The sequence below is a fragment of the Pseudoduganella violacea genome (assembly GCF_014191875.1).
GTDB classification, from domain to species: Bacteria; Pseudomonadota; Gammaproteobacteria; order Burkholderiales; family Burkholderiaceae_D; genus Rugamonas; species Rugamonas violacea_A.
Map to the genome: position 1 here is coordinate 1 of NZ_JACHXD010000002.1, position 24214 is coordinate 24214.

15 protein-coding genes and 1 pseudogene are annotated in these 24214 nt (G+C 67.7%); 8 read left to right on the top strand and 8 right to left on the bottom strand.

Features of this window, described 5'->3' with window-relative positions; all coding sequences use genetic code 11:
• Positions 1-123 precede the first annotated feature (123 nt).
• A complete protein-coding gene (locus FHS03_RS03145) occupies positions 124-837 on the top strand; it encodes a hypothetical protein (RefSeq protein WP_183439588.1) in 714 nt (237 codons plus the stop codon).
• A gap of 58 nt (positions 838-895) precedes the next feature.
• Here FHS03_RS03145 and FHS03_RS03150 read toward each other — a convergent pair whose 3' ends face one another.
• The gene (locus FHS03_RS03150; protein ID WP_183439589.1) at positions 896-1402 is read right to left on the bottom strand and encodes a hypothetical protein; all 507 of its coding nucleotides are present in this window, start codon (positions 1400-1402) and stop codon (positions 896-898) included.
• A 169-nt stretch (positions 1403-1571) separates the two neighbouring features.
• Between FHS03_RS03150 and FHS03_RS03155 the strand changes: the two genes are divergently transcribed.
• Positions 1572-2270 (top strand): hypothetical protein, encoded by a 699-nt coding sequence (locus tag FHS03_RS03155; protein ID WP_183439590.1) that lies wholly within the window; start codon positions 1572-1574, stop codon positions 2268-2270.
• On the opposite strand, the gene FHS03_RS03160 is transcribed toward FHS03_RS03155, so the two are convergent.
• Positions 2263-2832: a hypothetical protein gene (locus FHS03_RS03160; RefSeq protein ID WP_183439591.1), complete on the bottom strand. Its 570-nt coding sequence runs from the start codon at positions 2830-2832 to the stop codon at positions 2263-2265. The two genes, FHS03_RS03155 and FHS03_RS03160, sit on opposite strands and share 8 nt — an antisense overlap.
• Between FHS03_RS03160 and FHS03_RS28595 the strand changes: the two are divergent.
• The 3 genes and pseudogenes from FHS03_RS28595 to FHS03_RS03175 all read left to right on the top strand — a co-directional run bounded on the left by FHS03_RS28595 (position 2831) and on the right by FHS03_RS03175 (position 7128).
• A pseudogene (locus FHS03_RS28595) lies at positions 2831-3519 on the top strand (DUF29 domain-containing protein). The gene FHS03_RS03160 and the pseudogene FHS03_RS28595 sit on opposite strands and share 2 nt — an antisense overlap.
• Entirely contained in the window at positions 3443-6070 is a 2628-nt protein-coding gene (mutS, locus tag FHS03_RS03170; protein WP_371871597.1) for a DNA mismatch repair protein MutS, read from the top strand. The pseudogene FHS03_RS28595 and the gene mutS overlap by 77 nt, the downstream one beginning before the upstream one ends.
• Positions 6067-7128 carry a hypothetical protein gene (locus tag FHS03_RS03175; RefSeq protein WP_183439594.1) on the top strand — a complete coding sequence of 354 codons (1062 nt, stop codon included), beginning with the start codon at positions 6067-6069 and terminating at the stop codon, positions 7126-7128. The genes mutS and FHS03_RS03175 overlap by 4 nt, the downstream gene beginning before the upstream one ends.
• A 55-nt stretch (positions 7129-7183) precedes the next feature.
• Here the strand turns inward: FHS03_RS03175 and FHS03_RS03180 are convergent, their stop codons facing one another.
• Entirely contained in the window at positions 7184-7729 is a 546-nt protein-coding gene (locus FHS03_RS03180) for an FKBP-type peptidyl-prolyl cis-trans isomerase (protein ID WP_183439595.1), read from the bottom strand.
• Positions 7730-7821: 92 nt separating this feature from the next.
• Here FHS03_RS03180 and FHS03_RS03185 point away from each other — a divergent pair, with 92 nt between their 5' ends.
• The 3 genes from FHS03_RS03185 to FHS03_RS03195 all read left to right on the top strand — a co-directional run bounded on the left by FHS03_RS03185 (position 7822) and on the right by FHS03_RS03195 (position 9984).
• Positions 7822-8946: a cupin domain-containing protein gene (locus FHS03_RS03185; protein ID WP_183439596.1), complete on the top strand. Its 1125-nt coding sequence runs from the start codon at positions 7822-7824 to the stop codon at positions 8944-8946.
• A gap of 11 nt (positions 8947-8957) precedes the next feature.
• Entirely contained in the window at positions 8958-9428 is a 471-nt protein-coding gene (locus FHS03_RS03190; protein ID WP_183439597.1) for a DUF7931 domain-containing protein, read from the top strand.
• A gap of 292 nt (positions 9429-9720) precedes the next feature.
• On the top strand, positions 9721-9984 hold the full coding sequence (locus FHS03_RS03195; protein WP_082219730.1) for a hypothetical protein: 264 nt from the start codon (positions 9721-9723) through the stop codon (positions 9982-9984).
• Positions 9985-10081: 97 nt separating this feature from the next.
• Here the strand turns inward: FHS03_RS03195 and FHS03_RS03200 are convergent, their stop codons facing one another.
• The 5 genes from FHS03_RS03200 to FHS03_RS03220 are packed head-to-tail and all read right to left on the bottom strand — an operon-like array spanning position 10082 to position 24027.
• Positions 10082-12277: a site-2 protease family protein gene (locus FHS03_RS03200; RefSeq protein WP_221208038.1), complete on the bottom strand. Its 2196-nt coding sequence runs from the start codon at positions 12275-12277 to the stop codon at positions 10082-10084.
• Between the two features lie 2 nt (positions 12278-12279).
• Positions 12280-13599 (bottom strand): efflux RND transporter periplasmic adaptor subunit, encoded by a 1320-nt coding sequence (locus tag FHS03_RS03205; RefSeq protein WP_183439598.1) that lies wholly within the window; start codon positions 13597-13599, stop codon positions 12280-12282.
• Between the two features lie 9 nt (positions 13600-13608).
• Positions 13609-14382 carry an efflux RND transporter periplasmic adaptor subunit gene (locus FHS03_RS03210; RefSeq protein WP_221208039.1) on the bottom strand — a complete coding sequence of 258 codons (774 nt, stop codon included), beginning with the start codon at positions 14380-14382 and terminating at the stop codon, positions 13609-13611.
• Entirely contained in the window at positions 14379-15950 is a 1572-nt protein-coding gene (locus FHS03_RS03215; protein ID WP_229426050.1) for a TolC family protein, read from the bottom strand. The genes FHS03_RS03210 and FHS03_RS03215 overlap by 4 nt, the downstream gene beginning before the upstream one ends.
• A gap of 7 nt (positions 15951-15957) precedes the next feature.
• On the bottom strand, positions 15958-24027 hold the full coding sequence (locus FHS03_RS03220) for an Ig-like domain-containing protein (protein WP_183439599.1): 8070 nt from the start codon (positions 24025-24027) through the stop codon (positions 15958-15960).
• Positions 24028-24214 lie beyond the last annotated feature (187 nt).

Sequence of the window (24214 nt, forward strand, 5' to 3'; positions counted from 1 at the left end):
AATTCAGCATTGGGCAATCTGTCGCCCGCCGTCTATGAACGGAAAATGGCAGTGCGTGAACCTATTGTTGTGTCCGAAATTTCTTGACCACCGCAGTCTTTCCCTGTTGATTTTTTCAACGCCATGGCGGGAGGCCACAAGTGCAGATTCAAAGGCGAGTTTTTCGACCTGATCATCCACCTCGACGAAGGACGGTTGGAGTTCTCATCCAATCTCGGGACTAAGCAATTTCCGTTGCACCATCTGCAAGCCGCGCTGAGATTTCAAGCGCTCTTATGCTCGGAGACGAGAATTCTCTTCGAATTTAACACGCCGGACAATGTCCACTACAGCATCGCTGGCTTTTCGCAAGGTCGCACCTTCGCATTCCAAAACGAGCTGGACGCGACTGAGGCCACCCTGCGAGTTCTTCAGCGCATGGGTATATTCGACCACGTCAGGGCCTCCTTTCCCGAGATATCGCGCCATGCGGAACAGATCATGCAATTTGAAAAAATCACTGATGAGGACAACCTCGCAATGCGCCTAGAGATGGATATAGGGCCTCATGATCCGCGATTGGACCCCGCCAAGGAGTTTGCATGCGTTCGTTTTGAATGGGCGCGGTTCGGAGCCTGGAGCATCGGCGTCTTCATCACTTTGATCGGGCGGCCATTTCCCTCTGACGGCGGCGGCTTCACACTGCTTCCCGCTCAAAAGATCATCGAAAAAGTGATCTCGCGTAGCCCAAGCAAGCCAATGGGCGCCTCCAACCTCGCCACGACAGTGGAGGAAATCGAGGCCAAGTATGACGCCCATTACAACCTTGTGCTGTTCTTCGACAAAGACAGACTTTGAAATGAGCCTGGCCAGCGCGCGGCGCCTGTGCCAAGCCCAAATCGAATCGTCGGGACGGCTATATCTCGCTGGCTGCGCTTCCGCGTTGCTCCGGCTCTTCCCAATGATAGGCAAAAAAGGCGATTCCCATCAACGCGCACGCCGTCACCAATCGCCCCTGCTCGACGGCGCGAGACAAGCTTTCTCCGCCGCCCCAATACACCGAAGCGCACAGGGCCGCGCCCGCGTGCGCAGACGCCGATGAAACCTCGTCCCACAACTGGTGGGGAAACCTCTCCACCTTCGCTCGATTGATGGAGCGCCGGTTGACGTTTAGATCGATCATCGACACGACGCCCATGGCCGCCAACGCGCACACGCTTAGGAGCAGCACCACGCGCCCATCTCCAAACGCGGACAAGTTCACTAAATGCAAACGCGTCGGCGCTCCGCCTTCCGATAAATATCCAACCATCCAGGCCGCTGATTCAAAGATCGCGAGCGCGAACAACCAGAGCGCCGCCACCGGGAACAACCTGTTTTCGACAAAGGGCTTCACCTTTCTATACAACTTGGTTTGTTTCATCGCAGCCTCCATTGAGTGATATCAGCCTGTCGTTCGCCTTCGCAGCGCACTCCCATCCACCACGCGCTTCGATCGCGAGCCAGCGGAGCTCGGCGCCTTCGCCACAGCCCGCCCAGCGCTCAAAGTCTGGAGCATAATATTGATATCAGTCAACTCAAGGAGGACGCCTATGAATGAGAACCTAGCCCGCCCAGCCGCTCTTTCTTACCTCAACCAATGGGAGCGAACCGACAAGCCTCTGGCCACGATCCTGAGAAGCGACGCAGGGCCGAAGGAGCTGGCGATCGCCTTCCGAGAACTGGCGACAAAATACAATGTGGTTCGCAACTTCTCCACCAAGGAGGCGAAGAAAGCTGGCCCCCGGCAGGTTGAGCTCTTGTGGCGCAAGGTCGCCAACGCCGTTCGGAAAGTGGAGTTGACCTCCACCGATTCGCCAGCCGACGAGGTTCATCGACTGGCCAAGAAGCTTGGGAAGATTTTCCCGTTGGCAGACGACGCGGGCGCGCAACCGATCTTGCTTTCAGCTGCGACCAAATTCCTCTGGTTTCGCGGGCATACGAGCGTCCGAATTTACGACAAACGCGCTGTCGCGGCTCTTAACGCGTTGAGCAAGCTTCGCGATGATAGCAAAGGGCAAAAAGTGGATGGCGATTACGAGCTGTTCGCCGCCGCGTGGGAGCTTGAATATCAGGCGCTGCGGAGCGAGCTCAAAGAGGCGATCAAGGGCCTGCCCGGCGTCGCTCACTGGTCCATGGTCCCGGAAGCGAATCAAAAATCAGCGCTGAAAGACTCCAAGGCCGACTGGTTTCAGGATCGCGTCTTCGACAAGATCCTCTGGATCAATGGCGAAAAGAAGAACGTCATATAGCTTCGCGACAATCTGTTCCCGCGCTGCCGTTCACCTGTGGTTGCCCTGCGGATTGCGCGGCGGCGACAGGGTTTGGAACCATGCAGGCCATGGCGAGAGTCCGCCCCGCCAAGTCATTTCGCGCCCCGATAAGTCTGCATGCGCAAATATAATCATGGCTTGGCGCCGCCGGGGGGCGCAGAAACGACAACGCCAGCGGCATTTTCACGCTTACTAGCATGTTTATGATGATTTCCGATTTTCGCTCGGGCGAATCCTCTTTGGGAAAAATGCGCTGCCGGTTTTTCTTTGTCCGGCGATAGCGAACGGCCTGGGCCAACATTCCCAGAACATCCAAATCTGGGCGGCTGAAATAAACGTTGTCGTAACACGAGGCGCACTGCAATTTATTCAGCGCGAAGACATCGGCCTCTTCCGATTGGATCATCGCGGCGTCATCAGCATGCCCATGAAGGCGATACACGTCGCTGTCAAACAGGATTAGTGCCAGCGTAGGGACAGGGAACATTCTCTGGACATCCCCACCCTCACTGCTAGCTTGCTTCGAGGAGGTGCCGATCATGCTCGACTTCAAAGACCAAACACCTGCCCAGCCCGATTACGAAGATGACTTCGTGCTGTGGCTGGACGCCCAGGCTGCGCTGCTGCGCAGCGGCCAGCTGGAACAACTGGATATCGAGAACCTGATCGAGGAATTGAACGGCATGTCCCGGCAAGAACGTCACGCCCTGACAAGCAGACTGGCAGTTTGATTCAGCATCTGCTGAAATGCCCGTTTCAGCCCGAGCGAAAAACGCCGAGCTGGACTGCCACGACCATCGAACAACGCGCAAGCATTCAAACGATATTGGACGACAGCCCAAGCCTGCGGCCAAAAATTATGCAGTTTGCAAACAATACCTATCCGGTAGCCGCCAGGCAGGCATCCATAGAAACAGGCTTGGCTTCCATCGTTTTTCCGTCCCCCTCCCGTATATGGTCGAGCAACTGCTGGATGAGGATTTTCCACCTTGAAGGGACCGCATCCTGCTGCGAATTTTGCAAAAGAGGTAAAATGTCAGGTTTACGACGCGCTCCGTGCGCTGCACTACCGACATACCGACATGACCACCGTTCCCAAAGAAATCAACGCCGCCGCCATCAAAAACAGCCCTGCCGAAAAAGTCACGCCGATGATGCAGCAGTACCTGCGCATCAAGGCCGAACACCCCACGATGCTGGTCTTCTACCGCATGGGCGACTTCTATGAGCTGTTCTTCGACGACGCGGAAAAGGCCTCGCGCATCCTCGGCATCACGCTGACGGCGCGCGGAACGCAGAACGGCATGCCGATCAAGATGGCGGGCGTGCCTTTCCATTCGCTGGACGGTTATCTGGCCAAGCTGGTCAAGCTGGGCGAATCCTGCGCCATCTGCGAACAGATCGGCGATCCGGCCACCAGCAAAGGGCCGGTGGAGCGCAAGGTGATGCGCGTGGTCACGCCGGGCACCTTGACCGATTCGGACCTGCTGCCGGAGAAATCCGAACGTCCACTGCTGGCCATGTGCGTGATCGCCAACCGCAAGGTGTACACGGCCGGCCTGGCCTGGCTCTCGCTGGCCAGCGGTTCGCTACGTCTGATGGAGTTCTCGGGCGAGCAGCGCGCCGTCACCGCGCGCATCCAGCAGGAGCTGGAACGCATCGTGCCGGCCGAAATCCTGCGCGGCGATAACGGCGAGCTGTTCGAGGATAGCACCCTGTGCCACGTCAACCGCGTGCCGGACTGGCACTTCGATGTAGTGCACGGCCACAAGGCGCTGCTCGACCAGCTCGGCGTCGCCACCCTGACCGGCTTCGGCGCCGACGGCCTGGGCGCGGCTTTCGGCGCGGCCGGCGCCCTGCTGCGCTACGCGCAATCGACCCAGGGCCGCGGCTTGCAGCACGTGCGCAGCCTCGCCTGCGAAACCGAATCGGAATTCATCGGCCTGGATTCGGCCACGCGCCGCAATCTGGAGCTGACCGAAACCATCCGCGGCCAGGAATCGCCGACTCTGTTCTCGCTGCTCGACCACTGCCGCACGCCCATGGGTTCGCGCCTGCTGCGCCACTGGCTGCACCATGCGCGCCGCGCGCAATCGGTGGCGCGCGCGCGCCACGACGCCATCGCGGCGCTGATGCAGAACGATGTCACCGGCTCGCTGTCCCACCATCTGGCCCAGGTGCCGGATATCGAACGCATCACCACCCGCGTGGCCCTGCTGACGGCGCGTCCGCGCGACCTGGCCAGCCTGCGCGACGGCCTGCGCCAGTTGCCCAATCTGCGTCACGCCATGGAGCGCAGCCTGAGCCACGATAACGACGCCAGCCTGCTGTCGCACATCCACGCCGCCATCGACACGCCGCAAGCCTGCCTCGATCTGCTGCAAAGCGCGGTGATGGAGGAGCCGGCGAATATGGTGCGCGACGGCGGCGTCATCGCGCGCGGCTTCGACGCGGAGCTCGACGAGCTGCGCGGCCTGTCGGAAAACGCGGGCCAATTCCTGATCGACCTGGAAACGCGCGAACGCGCCCGCACCGGCATCGCCAATCTGCGCGTGGAATACAACAAGGTGCATGGCTTCTATATTGAAGTCACCAACGGCCAGGCCGACAAGGTGCCGGATGACTACCGCCGCCGCCAGACGCTGAAGAACGCCGAGCGCTATATCACGCCCGAACTCAAGGCCTTCGAGGACAAGGCCCTGTCGGCGCAGGACCGCGCCCTGGCGCGCGAGAAAGTGCTGTACGACCAGCTGCTGGCCGACCTGGCGCCGCATATCGGCACCTTGCAGACCATCGCCCAGAACATCGCCCAGCTGGACACGCTGACCGCGCTGGCCGAGCATGCGCTGCGCCATAACTGGTGCGCGCCGGAGCTGGTGGCCGAGTCCTGCATCCATATCGTTGAAGGCCGCCATCCGGTGGTGGAAAACCAGATCGAGCGCTTCATCGCCAACGACTGCAAGCTGCTCGACGAACGCCGCCTGCTGCTGATCACCGGCCCGAACATGGGCGGTAAATCGACCTTCATGCGCCAGGTCGCCCTGATTACCCTGCTCGCTTACGTGGGCAGCTACGTGCCGGCGGCCAGCGCCACCATCGGCCCGATCGACCGCATCTTCACCCGTATCGGCGCCACCGACGACCTGGCCGGCGGCCGCTCCACCTTCATGGTGGAGATGACCGAAGCGGCCACCATCCTGAACGGCGCCACCGAGCATTCGCTGGTGCTGATGGATGAAATCGGGCGCGGCACCTCGACCTTCGACGGCCTGGCCCTGGCCTGGGCCATCGCGCGCCACCTGATCGACGCCAGCCGCAGCTTCACGCTGTTCGCCACCCACTACTTCGAACTGACCCAGTTGCCGGAAGCGCATCCGACGGCGGCCAATGTGCACCTGTCGGCGGTGGAGCACAAGGACAGCATCGTCTTCCTGCACGCGGTGCAGGCCGGACCGGCCTCGCAAAGCTATGGTCTGCAAGTGGCCCAGCTGGCGGGCGTGCCGCAGCCGGTGATCAAGGCGGCGCGCAAGCATCTGGCCCGCCTCGAATCGCAGGCGCTCGACGCCACGCCGCAGCTCGACCTGTTCGCCGCGCCGACGGCCGACGCCAACGACGAGGAAGCGGCTGCGCCGGTCGCCGCCGCGCCGGCCGATGCCAATCCCGCGCTGCAGGAACTGCTGGGCGCATTGGACGAACTCGATCCGGACGCCCTGTCCCCGCGCGAAGCGCTGGAACAGCTCTACCAGCTCAAGCGCCTGGCGCAACCCGCGCTGGCATGAGCATGCGGCGCGCCGCCGTGCCGCCCTTGAGCGCCGCCGCGCTGCTGGCGCTCGCGCTGGCGGCGCTGGCTCCGGCGGCCGCCGCACCAGCCAAGAAATCCTTCCAGTTTGCCGTCGCGGCCCAGGTGTTGAAGGGCGAGTCCGACGAAGCCGAACTGCAACGCACCCTGGAGGACGCGGAGCAAAAGCGCGCCGCCTTCCTGCTCGTCACCGGCATCAAGTCGGCCAGCGAAGCCTGCAGCGACAAGCTGTACGCCCAGCGCCGCGCCCTGCTCGACAAGTCGCCCCGTCCGCTGGTGCTGTCGCTGGCCGGCAGCGACTGGACCGCCTGCCGCAACTCGGCCGGCCGTTCGAATGCGATCGAGCGCCTGAACCGCATCCGCGAACTGTTCTTCGACCAGGACGAGTCGCTGGGCGAGAAAAAGCTCGCGCTGAACCGCCTGTCGAACTCCAGCCAGTTCCGCAGCTACGCCGAAAACGCCTACTGGGAATATGGCAATGTGCTGTTCGCCACCATCAACCTGCCGGCGAAGAACAACCACTTCCTGACCGAAGCCGGGCGCAATAGCGAATATGAAGACCGCACCGTGGCCAACCGCAACTGGCTGCAGCGCCTGTTCGCGCTGGCCAAGCGCAAGAAACTCGATGGCATCGTGCTGGTATCGGACGGCGATATCGGCGCCCACCAGGAGGAAAGCTTCTCGCTGCTAAGCGGCTTCTCCTCCAAACAGGACGGCTTCGCCCAGACACGCAAGCAGGTGCGCGCGCTGGCCGAGAAATTCAAAGGCAAGGTGCTGCTGATCGACAGCGCGCAAAAAACCGCCAAAGCGCCGGCCGCCCAGAACGGCACGGCCAGCGCATCGGCCAACGCCGCCGCATCCGCGCCGGACGCCGAAGCCGTCCTGCAATGGCGCGGCAACCTCGCCCACCTGAGCCTGAGCCCCGGCTGGACCACCATCCGCGTCGCCCCCGGCAGCCCCACCCTGTTCACCCGCCCCAAAGCCGAGCCCGTGTCCACCTTGGGGTCAGACCCCAATCGGACACGAACCCGACCGTAGCGGTGCAATAAAAAAGGCGAACCGGGGTTCGCCTTTTTTTGCTTGCGGGACGCGATCAGTGGATCGGGTGGGTACGGAAGTGGTCGCCCTCTTCGCCTTCGTCGTCCTCGTCGTCGTGGTGGTGGCCGTGGGCGCCGTGCACGTGGCCGTGGGCGATTTCTTCTTCGCTGGCGGCGCGCACTTCAACCACTTTCAGTTCGAAACGCAGGGCCATGCCGGCCAGCGGGTGGTTGCCGTCAAGTACGACCTTGTCGTCGGCGATTTCGGTCACGGTGAAGATCATGGCTTCTTCTTCGCCATCTTCGCCATCCGGCATGCCTTCGAATTGCATGCCGATTTCCAGCGGCTCGGGCAGGCGGGCGCGGTCTTCGACCTTGACCAGATTGGCATCGTAATCGCCGAAGGCATCTTCAGGTTCGATCTGGATCGTGTTGCTGTAACCGACTTCCTTGCCGTCCAGCTCTTCTTCGATCTTCGGCAGGGTATTCTCGTAGCCACCGTGCAGGTAGACCATGGGTTGACGGCCGTCTTCGATCAGATTGTTCTGTGCGTCGGACAGTTTGTAGTTCACCGTCACGACGGTATTCTTGGCGATCTTCATTATGGCTTCCTTTCGTTTTTAAGCGCAGGCAGATTATACCTCCTGGGCTGTCCCGCCGCCGCCGTCCGGCGGCCGGTTGCTATAATGGCGCCATGAAAAAACTCACTCTTCTCGGCGACATCACGCCGGCTCAATTCCTGAGCGAATACTGGCATAAAAAACCCCTGCTGATCCGTCAGGCCGTGCCGGGCTTTCAGCCCCTGCTGCCGGTCGAGGCGCTGGCCGAGCTGGCGACCAAGGATTACGTCGAGTCGCGCCTGGTCACGCTGACCGGCGGCCAATGGGATCTGCAGCACGGCCCGCTGACCGGGCTGCCGCCGCGCAGCCAGAAGGAATGGACCATGCTGGTGCAGGGCGTGAACCTGCACGACGCGCGCGCCGACGCGCTGCTGCGCCAATTCCGCTTCATCCCCGATGCGCGCCTGGACGACCTGATGGTCAGCTTCGCCACCGATGGCGGCGGCGTCGGCCCGCATTTCGACTCGTATGACGTGTTCCTGCTGCAAGCCCAGGGCCAGCGCCGCTGGCGCATCGGCCCGCAGAAGAACCTCGACCTGGTCGAAGGCTTGCCGCTGAAGATCCTGAGCAAGTTCAAGCCCACCGAGGAATTCGTGCTGGAGCCGGGCGATATGCTCTACCTGCCGCCCCACTACGCCCACGACGGCATCGCCATCGGCGATTGCCAGACGTATTCGATCGGTTTCCGCGCGCCGGCCTACCAGGAGCTGGGCGAGGCTTTCCTGCAATTCATGTGCGATTCCATCGACCTGCCGGGCATCTACGGCGATCCGGAGCTGGAGCCGACCACCAAACCGGCCGAAATCCCGAAACACATGCTGGCCACCGTGGCCGAGGAATTGAACAAGGTGCGCTTCACCGAGGACGATGTGACTATCTTCCTGGGCGAATACCTGTCCGAGCCGAAGCACAATGTCTTCTTCAAGGGGCCGGAAAAGCCGCTGACGACCGAGCGCTTCGCCCAGACGGCGGCGAAAAAGGGCGTGCAACTGTCGCTCAAGAGCCAGATGTTCTACCGCGGCAAGAATGTCTTCATCAATGGCGAGTCCTTCGCCATCGGCAAGGCCGACAAGGTGACGCTGGAAACGCTGGCCAATAGCCGCGCCCTCGATGGCGCCGCCGTGGCCGCCGCCTCGGAAGACGTGCTGGAAGCGCTGTACGCCTGGTACCACGACGGCTGGCTGGAGCTGGCCCAGTAAAGGAGAACGCGATGGAGAAGCAGCCTTTTTCGAGCCGGGCCGAGTTTGAAAGCCTGCTGCACACCTGCTTCTCCCGCGCCCGCCTGACGCTGGACCTGTTCGATCCCGACTTCGGCTGGTGGCAGCTGGGCAGTTCACAGATGGACGCGCTGCTGCGCCAATTCCTGCACGGCCAGGGCCGGCTACGCCTGGTGGCCCACAGCAATGCCCGCCTGGAGCGCGACGCGCCGCGCTTTCTGCACCTGCTGCGGGATTACAGCCACCTGATCGAGTGCCGCCTCACCATCCCGGCCCTGCGCCAGCTCACCGACTCCTTCGTCATCGCCGACGGCCGCGACATCGTGCGCCGTTTCCACGCCGACCATCTGCGCGGCGAAGCGGCGTTTGACGCGCCCGCCGAGACGCAAATCAGCGCCGAACGTTTTGTTGCTGTCTGGAATGACACAAATCCTGGCCTGCATGCAAACATTGCTGGATTATGATCCAGAAATATGTAAAATGCGGCTGTTCGACAGGTAAGCCGGCGATGCCGTCCAAAGCAGGCAGATCGGGGCAGAAAATTATATTGCATTACCGCAAAATAGTTATGAAATCGGCTCCCACCGCTATTGCGACGCGTCAAAATTCGCTATAATATTAGGTTAGGAAGTTTACGTTGTCCGGGAAACCATACGGTACACAAGGCTTCGAAGACACCCTAAAGAGCGATAATTACCGGTAATTATTCATCGCAACATCGTTGTTTACTTTTTGTGAATTAATTAAGGAAAACCCATGAAAAAATCCCTGCTGATCGCCTCCCTGCTGGCTGTTGCCCTGGCTGCTTGCTCCAAAAAAGAAGAAGCCGCTCCTGCTGCTCCAGTAGCCGCTCCTGAAGCTTCGGCTCCAGCCGCTGCTCCAGCCGCTCCAGCTGCTGACGCTGCTGCTCCAGCCGCTGCTCCAGCCGCTGACGCTGCTGCTCCAGCTGCCGCTCCAGCCGCTGACGCTGCTGCTCCAGCCGCTTCCGCTGCCGCTTCGGCTGCTTCCGCTGCCAAGTAATTCGGCACGCAGGGAAAAAAACCGGCCTTTGGCCGGTTTTTTTTCGTCTAGCGTTTGCCCCAGCTGCCCACTTCCCCTTTTCTTCCCCGCCCCGGTCTTACAGGCCGCCCTCCCGGCGCAGCAGCGCCAGCAGCGCGCGCCAGCCCCGGCCTAACAGGCTGTGCCGTTCTCCTTGCAAGCGCGCCACCCCGGCCATTTCACGCAGCGGCGCCGCCCCGCTCGCGCACTCGTCCAGGCGCACGCGGAACACGGCCGCCAGCGGCACCAGGCCGCGCTCGCGCGCCTCCACCGGGATCGGGCCGCCATGGGTCGATGCCAGCAGGGGCTGGTCGAGCAGGGGCAGATTCAGATCGTCGATGGCCCCCACCCGGCATTGCACGGCCCAGTGCTCGCCGCCATCGGCCACGAAGCGCGCCGGCGCGCCGGCTTGCAGCTCAGCCAGCTGGGCTTCGCCGACGAAGGCTTCGCCGCGCGCGCCCCGCGGCCCCAGCACGTCGAGCAGGTGTTCGCCTTCGGCGATCACGGTACCGGGCCGCAGCGCTTCGCTGACATCGGCCACGCGGCCGGCGAACGGGGCGCGCACGCGCAAGCGGGCCTGCTGCTGGCGCAGGCTGGCCACCTGTTCCTGCGCCGCCGCCCATTGCCGGCGCAAGACGGCGCCTTGCTGCTGCAGCTCGCTGTGGAAGGCTTGCTGGGCCGCCAGCCAGCCCAGCTGGCGCTCGCGCGCCTCGGCCTGGGCCAGCTGCATGTGCAGCAGGGGCGAGCGCAGGTGGGCCAGCACTTGCCCGGCCTGCACCAGTTGGCCCGGCCGCACCGCCACCGCCGCCACCTCGGCCGCGGCGGGCGCGTACAAGCCTTGCGACTGGCGCGCGCCGAGCACCGCGGGCGCGCCCACCTCGGCCTGCCAGGGCAGAACCAGCCCGGCCACGAGCAGCCCCAGCAGCACGGCGCTGCGGCGGCTGGCGCGGCACCAGCGCAGTTCGGCGCGGCGCTGCCACCACAGCCCCAGCTCGCCCGCGATGGGGCGCACGATGAACCAGCCCAGCTCAACGAACAGCAGGAACAGGCCGAGCGCCTTGAAGAACAGGTGGTAGACCAACAGGGCGATCGACAGGAACAGCACCAGCCGGTACAGCCAGGTGGCCCAGGCGAACACGATCAGCTTGCGCCGCGTCGCAGCCGGGAAGTGCTCCGGCGCGGGATCGTCCAGGCCCAGCAGCCACTGGCGCAGCCGCCACAGGGCCTGGGCGAAGGCGCGCTGGTGCAGATTGGGCAAGCCCACATAGTCGGCCAGCAGGAAGTAGCCGTCGAAGCGCATGAAGGGGCTGGCGTTCACGGCCAGCGTCGCCAGCCAGGTGGTGGAGGCGAGCAGGAAGGCGCCGGCGCGCAGCGGCCCGTCCGGCAGCACGCACCACAGCAGGGTGGCGGCCACGGCCAGCAAGAGCTCGGCCAGCATGCCGGCGCCGCCGATCAAGAGGCGCTGGCGGCGCGAGCGCAGCTTCCACGCCTCATTGGTGTCGGTGTAGAGCACCGGCATCATAACCAGGAAGGCCACGCCCATGGCCGGCACGCGGCAGCCGAAGCGGCGCGCCGTCAACGCGTGGCCCAGTTCGTGCAAGACCTTGGCCAGGCTCAGGGCCGCGCCGATGCCGAGCGCCGCCGTCCAGCCGCCATAGCCGGAAAAAGTGTGGGTGAACTCGTCCCAGCGCCGCGCCAGCAAGCCCAGGGCCAGCAGCAGCGCCCCGCCCGCCGCCCACCAGAAGCGCGGATGGAACAGCCAGGCGCAATAGGGCAGCAGGCGCAGCAGGAGCGCCTCGGGCCGCAGCAGCGGGACGCGGAAGAACAGGTAGTTTTTCAGCAGCCACATGGCGCGGCTCGGGCGGCTGGCCTGGCGCGCCTGCCACAGGCGCGCGCTCTGCTCGGCCGTGGCCGCCACCAGCAGCTGGTGGCGGGACAGGAAGGCCAGCATGGCCGCCACCTCGTCACGCCCCAGCTGCAAGGTGGTTTCGGCGCGCAGGGCCGCCAGCAGGCGCTCGGCGCTGCCCAGCTGCCAGCGCTGCAGGATCTCAAAACTGGCCCAGCCCAGTTGGTAAAAGCGGTTGCTGCTGGGGTCGTGCAAGGTCCAGCTGGGCGCGCCGTCGGCCTGCACCGGCCCCGCGTGCAGGCTCAGCTCCTGGCGCAGCGGCGGCAGCGCGTAGTCGGCCGCTCCCGGCCCCGTACCGGCCGGCGCGCCGGCCGCCGCCGCGTCCGCACCGGCGCCCCCGCGCCCGCCCTGCCCGTCCGCCCGGCGCATGCCTACCATCCCAGCCACTGGCGCGCCGCCGTCAGCGGCCGGCGCAGCACGTAATAGGCCAGCGGCACCCAGCCGCCATACACCTTGGCCGTGCCCATCTGCCCCAGGCGCGGCGCGCCGCCGTCGGTGAAGCGGGCCTGGATGCGGTAGGCCAGCAGGCCGCCTTCGGCCGCCTCGGCCTTGTAGGCCACGCGCAGCACTTCGGCCGCATGCGAGGCGGTCGGCGCGCCGTTCGGATACAGCACGATGCGCGCGCCGGGCGCCACGTCCATCGCCTCGGCTGCCGGCAGCCAGGCCGCCAGTTCGACCTGGGCCGGGTCGGCCAGGGTCATCACCTTCTCGCCCACCACCACGGCCTTGCCCTGCCAGTCGCTGCGGTCGGAAAACACCACCACGCCGGCCTGGGGCGCCGTCACCTGCAGGCGCTGCAATTCGCGCCCGCTGTAATCGGCGGCAATGCTTTTCTCTTCCAGCCGGGCGCGTTCCTGGGCCATGGCCAGCTTGCCCTTGTCGTCGGTGACGGCGAGCTGGGCGCTGACGCGGTAGCTTTCCTGGGCCGCCTCGCGCTCGCGGCTGGCCAGCGCATACTGGCCCGCGAGCGCGGTGGCGTCGAGGGAAAACAGGGGCGCGCCGCGGGCCACGCGCTGGTTGGGTTGCACGGCGATGCTGGCGATCACGCCCGACAGCGGGGCGCGCAGCAGGAAGGGATCGCGCGCCACCACCTCGCCGCGCGCCAGCACGCTCAGGCGTACCGGCACGCAGGCCGCCAGCAGCAGGGCCAGCAAGAGCCGGCGCTGGCGCGGCCCCGGCTTGAGCCAGGCCCAGGCCAGCTCGCGCAGATTGCGGCGCGGCGCGAACAGGGCCAAGGCGTGGCCGTAGCAGTGCGCCAATTCCTGCGCCAGTTTCCGTTCATAGGCGGTCCAGGCCTCGGCGCGCGCCAGCAGCAGCGCGCCCTGCCCGCCCAGGCGCAGCCACAGCACCTCGGCCGGCAGCCAGGAGGCCCAGTCGGCCGCCAGCGCCGGCGGCAAGTCCGCGGCCTGGAGCGGCCGGCAGTCCGGCCCCGGCTGCGCCGCCAGATGGCGGAACAGCGCGGCCAGCCACTGCACATAGGGCGCCGTGGGGTCCAGCTCCGACAGGCCGGACAGCGCGCCCACCTGGCGCCGCGTGCCTTCGCGCCACAGCGCGGCCTGGCGGTAGGCCAGCAGCTGCTGGCTCTCATTGACGATCACGAAGCCCAGCTCGGCGGCATCGCCGGCGGCGCGGGCGCGGTGCATCAGGGCGACCAGGGCGGCCAGGTCGCGGCGGGCGTCGGCGGCACTCATCGCGCCGCCCTATTTGAAGCTGGCCCAGCCGCTCATGCCCGGCAACAGCGTGGCGGCGGCGCCCTCAATCACGCCGACCGCCGGAATCGACTGGCTGACCGGGTCGATCTGGGCGCCCAGGCGCGCGATCCGGGCCGGGAAGCTCGTGCCCAGCTCATCGACGGCCACCGTGAAGCGGCTGCCCGGCTTCATGCTGCCCAGCCATTTGGACGGCAGGAGCATGCGCAATTCCAGCGGCCCGGCATCGACGATGTCGAGCACGGGATTGCCGGGACTGACGTACTGGTGCACGGCCGCCGCACGCCGCGCCACCCGTCCCGCGAAGGGGGCGGCGATACTGCACTTGGCCACCACGCTCTGCATATAGTTGGCCTCGGCCGCCGCCTCCTTGGCGCGGCCCTGGGCCTGGGCCACTTCCAGGCTGCCGGCCGCATTGAGCTTGGCCAGCTGGGCATTGACCTCGGCCAGGCGGTTGGCCGCCTCCAGCGCGGCCTGGGCCTTGTGCAGCTGGGCGCGGTAAGTGCCGCAATCGAATTCGACCAGGGTCTGGCCGCGCTTGAAGCTGCCGCCCTCGGCCACCGGCAGCGCGGCGATGCGCGCCGCCACCTCGCCCGACAAGGTCACGGCCTGGCGCGCCATCAGTTGCACGCGCACGCGGCCATCGCCAGCGGGCACGGCACTGGCGGCCACGGGCGCGGGCGGCACCGGCGCGGCGGCGGGAACGGCGGCCGGGGCCACGCCGGCCAGACAGGAAGCCAGCACCATCACGACCGCGGGCTTCACTGCTTGTCCTCCACCGCCTTGGCCGCGGCCACCTTGGCCTGCCATTGCGTTTCGGCGCCGGCGAAGGCGGCCGTCAATGCCGGCAGCTCGTGGCTGGCGGCGCTGTCGGGCAGCGGGTCGATGCCCAGGCTGGCGCCCAGTTGGCCATAGGCGTTCTGCACGTCGCCATAGCTCTGGTACAGGCGCAGCGAAGAGAACACGGCATTGGCGTCGGCCAGGATGGCCGGCAGGCGGCCCTGGGCGCCGCTGGCGCTGGCGTTGCGGTTCTGCTCGAAGATGCCCTGCTCCACTTCGCTCAATTCCCGCTCGAGCGCGAACTGGCGGCTGCGGCCCTGCAGGTCGAGGTAAGCCACGTGCACCTGGGTCAGCACCGCCATGCTCACGGCCAGGCGCTGGGCCTTGGCCAGGTCGAGCTGGGCCTGGGCCGAACCCTTGATGCTGGCGGCGTTGAACAGGTTGAGCAGGTTCCAGCTCACGCGCAGGCCGGCGTCGCTCCAGGAATGGTTGACCAGAAATTTATTGCTGTCGTAGCGCTGGCCCACGCTGAACTCCAGGCCCGGCAGCAGCTTGGCCACGGCCTTGCGCGTTTCCAGCGCGCCGATGCGTTCCAGATAGCGCGCCTCGCCCAGTTCCGGACGGTTGAGCAGGGCCATCTCTTCCATGCGCTCCAGGTTCAGGCCCAGGGTGGGCACCGGCATGCCGGCTGGTACCGCTACCTGGAAGTCCTGGCCGGCGGGCAGGTTCATCAGGGCGGCCAAGCGCGGCTTGGCCTGGGCCAGGTTGTTGCGGATGATGCCCATCTGGCGGATCACGTCCAGCAGTTGGCGGCGGTAGGTCAGCGCCTCGAGCGGCGAGCGCAGCTTTTGCTGCTCGACCTGGCGCGCGTCGGCCAGCCCCGCCTCGGCCTCCTGCAGCAGGGCATCGATGCGCCCTTGCAGCTGCTGGGCGCCGACGGCTTGCCACCACACTTCGCGCACCTGCTGCATCAGCTGCTGGGCCACCTTGCGCTGGCGCTGCTGCAGGATCAGCACGCGGTCGGATTGCTGCTGGGCGTTGTAATAGCTGACGCCGAAATCGAGCACGTTCCAGCTCAGGCTCAGGTCGGCCGTGTGCGCCTGCTTCTCGGTCGAGACCGACGGTACCAGGGACTGGGTGCCGGTGGCCGCGTTCTGCGAGGACGAGGCCAGGTCGCGGCTGCGCGCCGTGAAGCCGGCGCCGGCGGCCAGCTTGGGCAGCATGTCCAGGCGCGACAGGTCGAGCTGGCGCTGGGCCAGGGCCTCTTCCATCAGCTTGACGCGGAAGTCGAGGTTGTACTTGAGGGCGCGCGCCATCGCTTCCTGCAGGCTGACCGGGCCGGCCAGCGCCGCCTGGCCGCCGACCATGGCCTGGCGGTCGGCGCCCAGGGTGGCCTGGCGCTCGGCCTCGGTGAGCGGCGCCGGGGTGACGGCGCAGCCGCTCAGCGCGAGGGCGGCGGCGAGGGCGGTCCAACGGTAGCGGCCGGCGGCCGGGGCTTGCGGTTTCTGATTGTTCATGCGGGTGTTCCGGATTTTCATCTGTTCGTTAGTCATGCTTGCCTCATACCGCCTCGTCCGCGGCCAGCCAGGCGGCCAGCTGTTGGTCGAAAGCGTCCTTGCCGTACTGGCGCAGCTGCTCGTTGAGCGCGGCCTTGGCCGGCACCGCCTTGCCCTCCTGCGGCCCGTGGGCCTCCTTGCCGGGCGCCGGCTTGCCGCCGTCGGCCTTCGCCTCCACCGCACCGCCGCTGCGCAATTGCAGACGGGTGACGTGCTCGTGCCCGGCCTCGTCCTGGACCCGCACTTCCAGCAGCAAGTCCTCTTCCCAGCCGGGCGGGAAAGTGCCAAGGAAGCGGCCGGTCTTGGCATCGAAGCGTATCCAGAGCGGCAAAGGACGGCCATCGCCGAGCTGGACGTGGATGGTCGGCGCCAGCTCGGCGCTGCGCGCGCCGAGCGTGCCGGCCGGTAGGCGGATCTCGAAAGCCTGGCCGGGCGCCAGCGTGCGCGTCCCCAGGTCCTGGACCTCGCGCGCCACCAAGCCGCGCGTACCGCCGGCAAAACGGTCGCCGCCCCAGGCCGGGCGCGGCGACAGCGTGGGCAGCCGGCCCATCTCGGCCAGCGCCGGCTCCAGAACCAAGGCTGGCTTACCGCTCACGATGACTGGCACGGCAGGCGCCAGCGGCGCTATCGTCTGGGCTGGACCGCCAGTCTCCCCTGGCGGCGGCCTGCCAGCGCCGGGCCGGGTCTCGGTCAGCGGTGCTTGCGGCTCCGGCCGCACTGGCGCCGACAACTGGTAGGCGGTGCCGCCTCCTCCCTGGGCCAGCGCATTGCCGGCCAGGTCGCTGGCCCCGCCCGCGCGCAGCGTCAGGGCCACGCTGCCTTCGCCGCTGGCGCTGAGCTGGACGATATAGCGCCCTTCCCCGCTGGGGGTGATGGACGCGATGCCGGCCTGGGCCTGGCCGCCGAGCAGCAGGCCGAAGGCGTCGGCCGCCAGCGCCACCGCCTCCGAGAATTGCACCTCATAGCGCAGCAGGCCGGCGCTGGTGGCCGTGGCGTCGAGCGGCGTGATGGCCAGCAGGCGCGGCGCGCCGGTATCGATGGTCAGCAACAGCGGCGCCGAAGCCGCGCTGACCGCGCCCGCCGCGTTCGCCGCCACCGCCGTGACGCGATGCGCGCCCTCGGCCAGGGCCGCACCGGGACGGAAGCGCCAAGCGCCCTGGGCGTCGGCCACCACGCTGCCGAGCGCCACGCCATCGATGCTGACGGTGACGCGGCTGCCGGCGGCCGCCGTGCCGACGATGGCCGGCTGGCGCTCGCGGGTGATGCCATCGCTGGCGCTGCCGCCCGTGTCCGCGCCGGCGGCCAGGGCCAGACCGGCCGGGATGGCGGGCGGCGCGCTATCGACGCTCCAGCCGCGCGCCGCCGAGCCGGCGCCGCTGTTGCCCGCCGCATCCGTGGCCACGGCGCGCACCGTGTGCGCGCCCTCGCCCAGCAGGCCGGAGGGACGGTAGCTCCAGCGCCCGCCGGCGTCGGCCTGGACCGTGCCGGCCAGGGCATGGTCGACGTAGATGGCGACCATGCTGTTGGCCTCGGCGCTGCCGCTGAATTCCGGCTGGGCCGGATTGGCGCCCAGGCCGGCGATGGCCGGCGCGCCCGGCGCGGCGGTATCGATGGTCAGCGCCAGCGCCGCCGACGGCGCGCTCTTGCCGCCCGCATTCTCGGCCACGGCGGCAATGCTGTGCGCGCCGTCGGCCAGGGCGCTGCCCAGGGTGTAGCGCCAGGCGCCATTGGCGTCCGCGCGCACCGAGCCGGCCGCCGCGCCGTCCACCAGCACGGTGACGGTGCTGCCCGCCTGCGCCGTGCCGCTGAGGGTGGGCCGGTTCTGGCTGGTCAAGCCGTCGCTGGCGCTGCTGCCCGTGTCCGAGCCGGGCGCCAGGTCCAGGGCCGGCGGCGGCGCCGGCGGCGGCGGCACGCGGGTATCGACCGTGAATTTCAGTTCGGCCGTGGCCGCGCTGGCATTGCCGGCCGGGTCGGTCGCCACGGCGCGCACGCTGTGCGCGCCGTCGGCCAGGGCGCTGCCGCCCTGCCAGGCCCAGGCGCCGGCGCCATCGGCCTGCACCTTGCCCACCACCACCCCGTCGATCTGGATGCTCACGCTGCTGCCCGCCTCGGCCTTGCCGCTGAGGGCGGGGCGCGCAGCCGTGCCGCTGGTGAGCTTGAGGTCGGCCGGGCTGGCCGGGGCCATGGTGTCGATCACCAGGGCCAGGGCGCTGGACACCGGGCTGTCGCTCCCGCCGCTGCGGGCCTTGACGGTGACGCTATGGCTGCCGTCGAGCAGATCGGCCGGGAAGGCATAGGCCCAGGCGCCGCTGCCGTCGGCCGTGGCGGTGCCGTTCAGCACCCCATCGACATACACGGACACGGTGGCGCTGGCCAGGGCGCTGCCCGTCAGGATCGGCCGCGCATTGGCGGTCACGCCATCGCTGGCGCTGGCGCCGGTGTCGCTGCCCGCCGCCAGGCCGCCGATCTGCGGCGTGGGCAGGTTCAGCGCCACCGCGCGCGTCACCACCTGGCTGGTGCGGCCGCCGTCATTGATGCTGAAGGCCACGGTGCGCGTGGCCATGTGCGGCGTCGCGGCACTGTCGAAGTATTTGACGGCGCGCAAGGCCGCCTGCCACTGCGCCAGGCTGGCGCTGGCCCCGCTCGAGGTCAGGGTCAGCTCGCCGCCGCCGGCGTGGTAGCTGGCCGTGATGTTGCCGTACAGCGTGGCGTTGGTATTGCTGAAGGACAGCGTATCCTCGCCCGCCCGGAAATTGCCGGTGATGGCCACCTTGGCGCTGGCCAGGGTGGCGCTGTCGCGGTCCAAAACTTGCAAACCGCTATCAACCACCACCGGCGCGGCCGCCGCGCCGACCACGAAGCTGGCCTGGCCGCCGCTGGCACCCAGCACGGGGGTGTAATCGGGCAGCGCCAGGGTGACGCTGCGCGTGGCCTCGGCGCTGGTCTTGCTGCCGTCCGACACCGCAAAGCTCACCGTGCGCGTGGCCAGGGCCGGCGTGCCGGCGCTATCGGTATAGGTCACGGCGCGTAAGGCCGCCTGCCACTGCGCCAACGTGGCCGTGGCGCCGCTGGAGGTGAGACTCAGCACGCCGCTGGCGCCGTCATAGCTGGCCACGATATTGCCGAAGCTGGCCGCGCTGGTATTGCTGAAGGCCAGCACGTCCTCACCGCTGCGGAAGTTGCCGGTGATGGCCACGCGGGCGCTGGCCAGGGTCGTACTGTCGCGGTCGGACAGGGTCAAGCCCGTATCCACCGCCACCGGGGCGGCGGGCATGCCATCGCCCGCCGTGAAAGCCGCACTGCCGGCCGAGCCGGTCAGCAGCGGGGTCTGGGCCGTGGCCGCCAGCGTCAGGCCGCGGCTGACGGCGGCGCTTTCCTTGCCGCCGTCATTGACGCGGAAGCTGATGCTGCGGCTGGCCGTGTCCGGCGTCACCGCGCTATTGCTGTAGCTCACGGCGCGCAAGGCGGCCTGCCATTGCGCCAGCGTGGCCGTGGCCCCGCTCGACGTCAGGCTCAGCACGCCCGTACCGCTATTGTAGCTGGCCGTGATATTGCCGAAGCTGGCCGCGCTGGTGTGGCTCAAGGCCAGCACATCCTGGCCGCTGCGGAAGTTGCCGCTGATGCTCACGCTGGCGCTGGCCAGGGTCGCGCTGTCCAGATCGGACAGGCTCAGCCCCCCATCCACCAGCACCGGCGTGGACGCCGCATTGTCGCCGGCGACGAAGGCGGCGCTGCCGCCGCTGACGCTGACGATGGGACTCTGGTCGGTGCGGCTGATGCTGATTGCCTTGCTCACGCTGGCGCTGGTCTTGCCGCCGTCATCGACGCTGAAGCTGACCGTGCGCGCGGCCGTATTCGGCGTGGCGGCGCTGTCGGTATAGCTGACCGCGCGCAGCGCCGCCTGCCATTGCGCCAGCGTGGCCGTGGCGCCGCTGGACGCCATGCTCAAGACGCCGGTGGCGGCGTCGTAGCTGGCGCTGATATTGCCGTACAGGGCGGCGTTGCCATTACTGAAGGCCAGCACATCCTCGCCGCCGTGGAAATTGCCGGTGATGGCCACGGTGGCGCTGGCCAGGGTCGCGCTGTCCAGGTCCGACAGGTTCAGGCCACCATCCACCGCCACCGGCATGGCCGGTCCGTTGTCGCCGCTGGCGAAGGCCGTGCTGCCCGCGCTGGCCGTGAGCAGCGGGGTCTGGGCGGCGGCGGCCAGCGTGACCTGGCGGCTGGCGGCGGCGCTGGTCTTGCCGCCATCGTTGACGCTGAAGCTCACCGTGCGCGTGGCCATATGCGGCATGGCCTGGCTATCGCCATAGCTGACGGCGCGCAGCGCCGCCTGCCATTGCGCCAGCGTGGCCGTGGCGCCGCTCGAGGCCAGCGTCAGCACGCCCGTGCCACCGTTATAGCTGGCGGCGATATTGCCGTACAGCGCCGCGCTGGTATTGCTGAAGGCCAGCACATCCTCCCCGGACTGGAAATTGCCCGTGATCGCCACCGTGGCGCTGGCCAGGGTCGTGCTGTCCAGATCAGACAAGGTGATGCCGCCATCGACCGCCACCGGGCTGCCGGCGGCGCCGTCGGCGCTGGTGAAGGCCGCGCTGCCGCCGCTGGTGGTGGCGATCGGGCTCTGGCTGGTGAGGCTTACCGTCACCGCCTTGGCGGCGCTGGCGCTGGTCTTGCCGCCATCGTTGACGCTGAAACTGACCGTACGCGTGGCGGTGTCCGGCGTTGCGGCGCTGTCGATATAGCTCACCGCGCGCAAGGCCGCCTGCCATTGCGCCAGCGTGGCCGTGGCGCCCGCCGAGGTCAGGGTCAGCACGCCCGTGCCGCTGGCATAGCTGGCCGCGATGTTGCCATACAGCGCGGCGCTGGTATTGCTGAAAGCCAGCACATCCTGGCCGCCGCGGAAATTGCCGGTGATGGCCACGGTGGCGCTGGCCAGGGTGGCGCTGTCCAGGTCGGACAGGCTCAGGCCGCTATCCACCGCCACGGGCGTGGCCGGCCCGTTGTCGCCGCTGGCAAAAGCCGTGCTGCCGCCGCTGGCGCTCAGGACCGGACTCTGGGCGACGCTGGCCAGCGTCACCTGGCGGCTGACGGCGGCGCTGGTCTTGCCGCCGTCGCTGACGGTGAAGCTCACGGTGCGCGTGGCCGTATCCGGCATGGCGGCGCTAGCGCGGTAGCTCACCGCGCGCAGCGCCGCCTGCCATTGCGCCAGCGTGGCCGTGGCGCCCGCCGACGTCAGCGTCAGCACGCCGCTGGCGCCGTTGTAACTGGCGACGATATTGCCGTACAACGCGGCGCTGGTATTGCTGAAGGCCAGCGAGTCCTCGCCGCTGCGGAAATTGCCCGTGATCGCTGCCGTGGCGCTGGCCAGGGTGCTGTTATCGAGGTCGGACAGGGTGATGCCGCCATCGACCACCACCGGCGCGCCGGCCGTGTTGTCGCCGCCGGTGAAGGCGGCGCTGCCGCCGCTGGCGGTGGCGATCGGGGTCTGGCCGGTGGCCGTCACCGTGAGCGTGCGCGTGACGACGGCGCTGGCATTGCCGCTGCCGTCGGTGGCCTGGAAGCTCAGGGTGCGGGTGGCGGTGTGCGGCGTCACCTGGGTGTCGGTATAGGTCACCGCCCGCAGCGCCGCCTGCCATTGCGCCAGCGTGGCCGTGGCCCCCGCCGAGCTCAAGCTCAGCACGCCGGTGGCGGCGTGGTAGCTGCCCACGATATTGCCCATGCCAGCGCCGTCGTTGGCGAACGCCAGCACATCCTCGCCGCTGCGGAAATTGCCGGTAATGGCCACCGTGGCGCTGGCCAGGGTGCTGCTGCCCGGATCGCTGACGGTCAGGCCGCCATCGAGCAGCACCGGGGTCGAGACGCTGTTGTCGCCGGCGACAAAGGCCGCGCTGCCGCCGCTGAGGCCGAGCAGCGGGGCGTTAATCACCGCCACCGTCACGCTGGCGGCGGCGCTGCTCTGGCCGCGGCCATCGTTGAGCACCACCTGCACGGTGCGCGTGGCGCTGTTGGGCGAGCCGGCCGTGTCCTTGTAGGTCAGGGCGCCGGCCAGGGCGCTCACCCGCGCCGTGCTGGCATGGCCGTTGAGCGTGACGATCAGGTCGTGGCCGCCCACGCCGTCGCCGTTGCTGGCGATGCTGCCGATGGCGACGCCGCCCACCGAGACGATGCTGCCCGCGCTGGTGCCGTTGCTGAGCGAAACCGCGCCGCTGGCGTCGAGCCCCAGCACGTCCTCGCCGCTGCGCAGATTGCCCGTGATGCGCGCCATCAGGCTGCCACCGTTGAAATTGGGGGTGTCGCTGTCGCTCACGGTGAGGGCCGTGCCGCTGTCCAGGCGCACCGGCCCGCCGCCGGCGGTGTAGCTGACGCTGTCGCCGTGCAGATTGCCGATCACGGGGGCGGCATTGGGGGCCACGGCGACGCCCTTGCTCACCACGGTGCTGGTGTGGCTGCCATCGTCCACGGTGAAGCCGACGGTGCGCGTGCCGGTGATCGGCGACAGCGAGGTGTTCTGGTAGGTGATGGCGCGCAGCGCCGCCTGCCATTGCGCCAGCGTGGCCGTGCCGCCGCTGGAACTCAGCATCAACACGCCGGTGCCGCCCGTGTAGCTGGCGCTGATGTTGCCATACAGCGTGGGATTGTCGTTGTTGAACGCCAGCACATCCTGGCCGGCGTGGAAGTTGCCGGTGATGCTGACCATGGCGCTGGACAGGGTGCTGCTGCTGCTGTCGCTCACATTGATCCCGCTGTCGACCGCGACCGCGTTGCCGGTGCCGGCGCTGAAGGCGGAGTCGCCGCCGCTGGGCGTGAGCACCGGGCCGGGCGGAATGAAATCGATGGCGGTGAGATTGTCGACGCCGAAAGCGCCGGTGACCTGGAAACTGCCGTCGGTTTGCACGCGGAAGGCGTCGATGCCCTGGAAGGCGCTATTGTTGGAAACATTGAACGTGACCAGTTGGCCACCCATATACACGTCCGTTACCGACAAGGCCAGGATCGCGCCCGAGACGGCCACGCCGTTGCGATAGCCGATCAATCTCAGCGTGCCGCCCGCACCGGTCGAAAGTCCGCTCATCGCCAGGTCGACCGAAGTCAGGGTAAACAATGCGCCGTTATTGGCCTTCACCTGCAGATACAGAAGAGGGCTGCCATCCAAACTCACCCCGGTGATCATGGGGGTCTGGTTGGTGAGGGCTTCGGCGCCGATGTAGCAATTGGTGGCGGACGAGCTCTTCAAGGTGAAGTCCCAGCCGTCGACATCGGAGGCCGACAGGCCGTCGTCGGTGGCGCTGCCCGAGACAATGACCTGGCCATGGCCCATATTGAAATCGCTGACGCCGTTGCGCGGTTGCGCCAGCAAACCCGGGTAATCGAGCCGCAACGCCGCCGCCTCGACCGGCCCGCTGTGCCGCTCCAGCGTCCAGTTGCCGCCCAGGCGGGCGGCGCCGGTGGCGTCGGTGGAGGCGGCCACGTCGGCATGGCTGAAGCTGGCCAGGCGGGACACGAAGGCGGCGCCGGCGGCGCCGGCACCGATATCGCAGCCGTACAGCAGGATGTCGCCGCCGGGCCGCAGCGCGCCGCCGATGGCCGCCAGCTCGCCCTGGCGCGCGTCCAGCGCCGCCGTGTTCAAGGCCGTGCCGCCCAGCACCAGGCCGGCGCGCTGGCCGTGCGACACGATGTGCATGGCGCCATACCCGTGGTGCCGACCAGCCCATTGCGCGATCTGCGCCAAGCCATCCTGGCCCGCCTCGAGCAGCACCACCTCGGCGCCCGGCGGCAGCTGGCCCAGCAGGGCCTGGGAATTGGCGAGCGCGGCGTCGACGAACACCACCTGTTTTTCCGGCGCCGGCGCGGCCGGCGGCGCCGCCCGTTCCGCCAGGCGCTCGGCCGCCGCCGGCGCCATGCCGTGCTCGGGCGCCAGGTGCGGCGCCTCGGCATGCAGGGCGGCGATCGCCGTCTGCACGGCCGCGCCATCGAACATCAGGCGCGGTTCCAGCGCCTGCAGCAAGAGCCGCGAAGTTTTGTTGGGGCGCGCCGATGCCGGCGCAGTCGTTCGGGATGTAAACCAACCCATGCTGCTCCTCCTCCAAAGAATGCCAGCGCCCCGGCCTGGACAGGACCGAAGGCGCATGTATCAGATTCGTGAAGGTCCTGGATGGGCGAAAATCGAAGGGGGGAGCCGGCGGTCTGTCGCCGCGGTCTCGTGATGGTGCGGGCAGCCTTCACCACCTCGCCAGAGGTTCACGACGGGCGCATCGTAC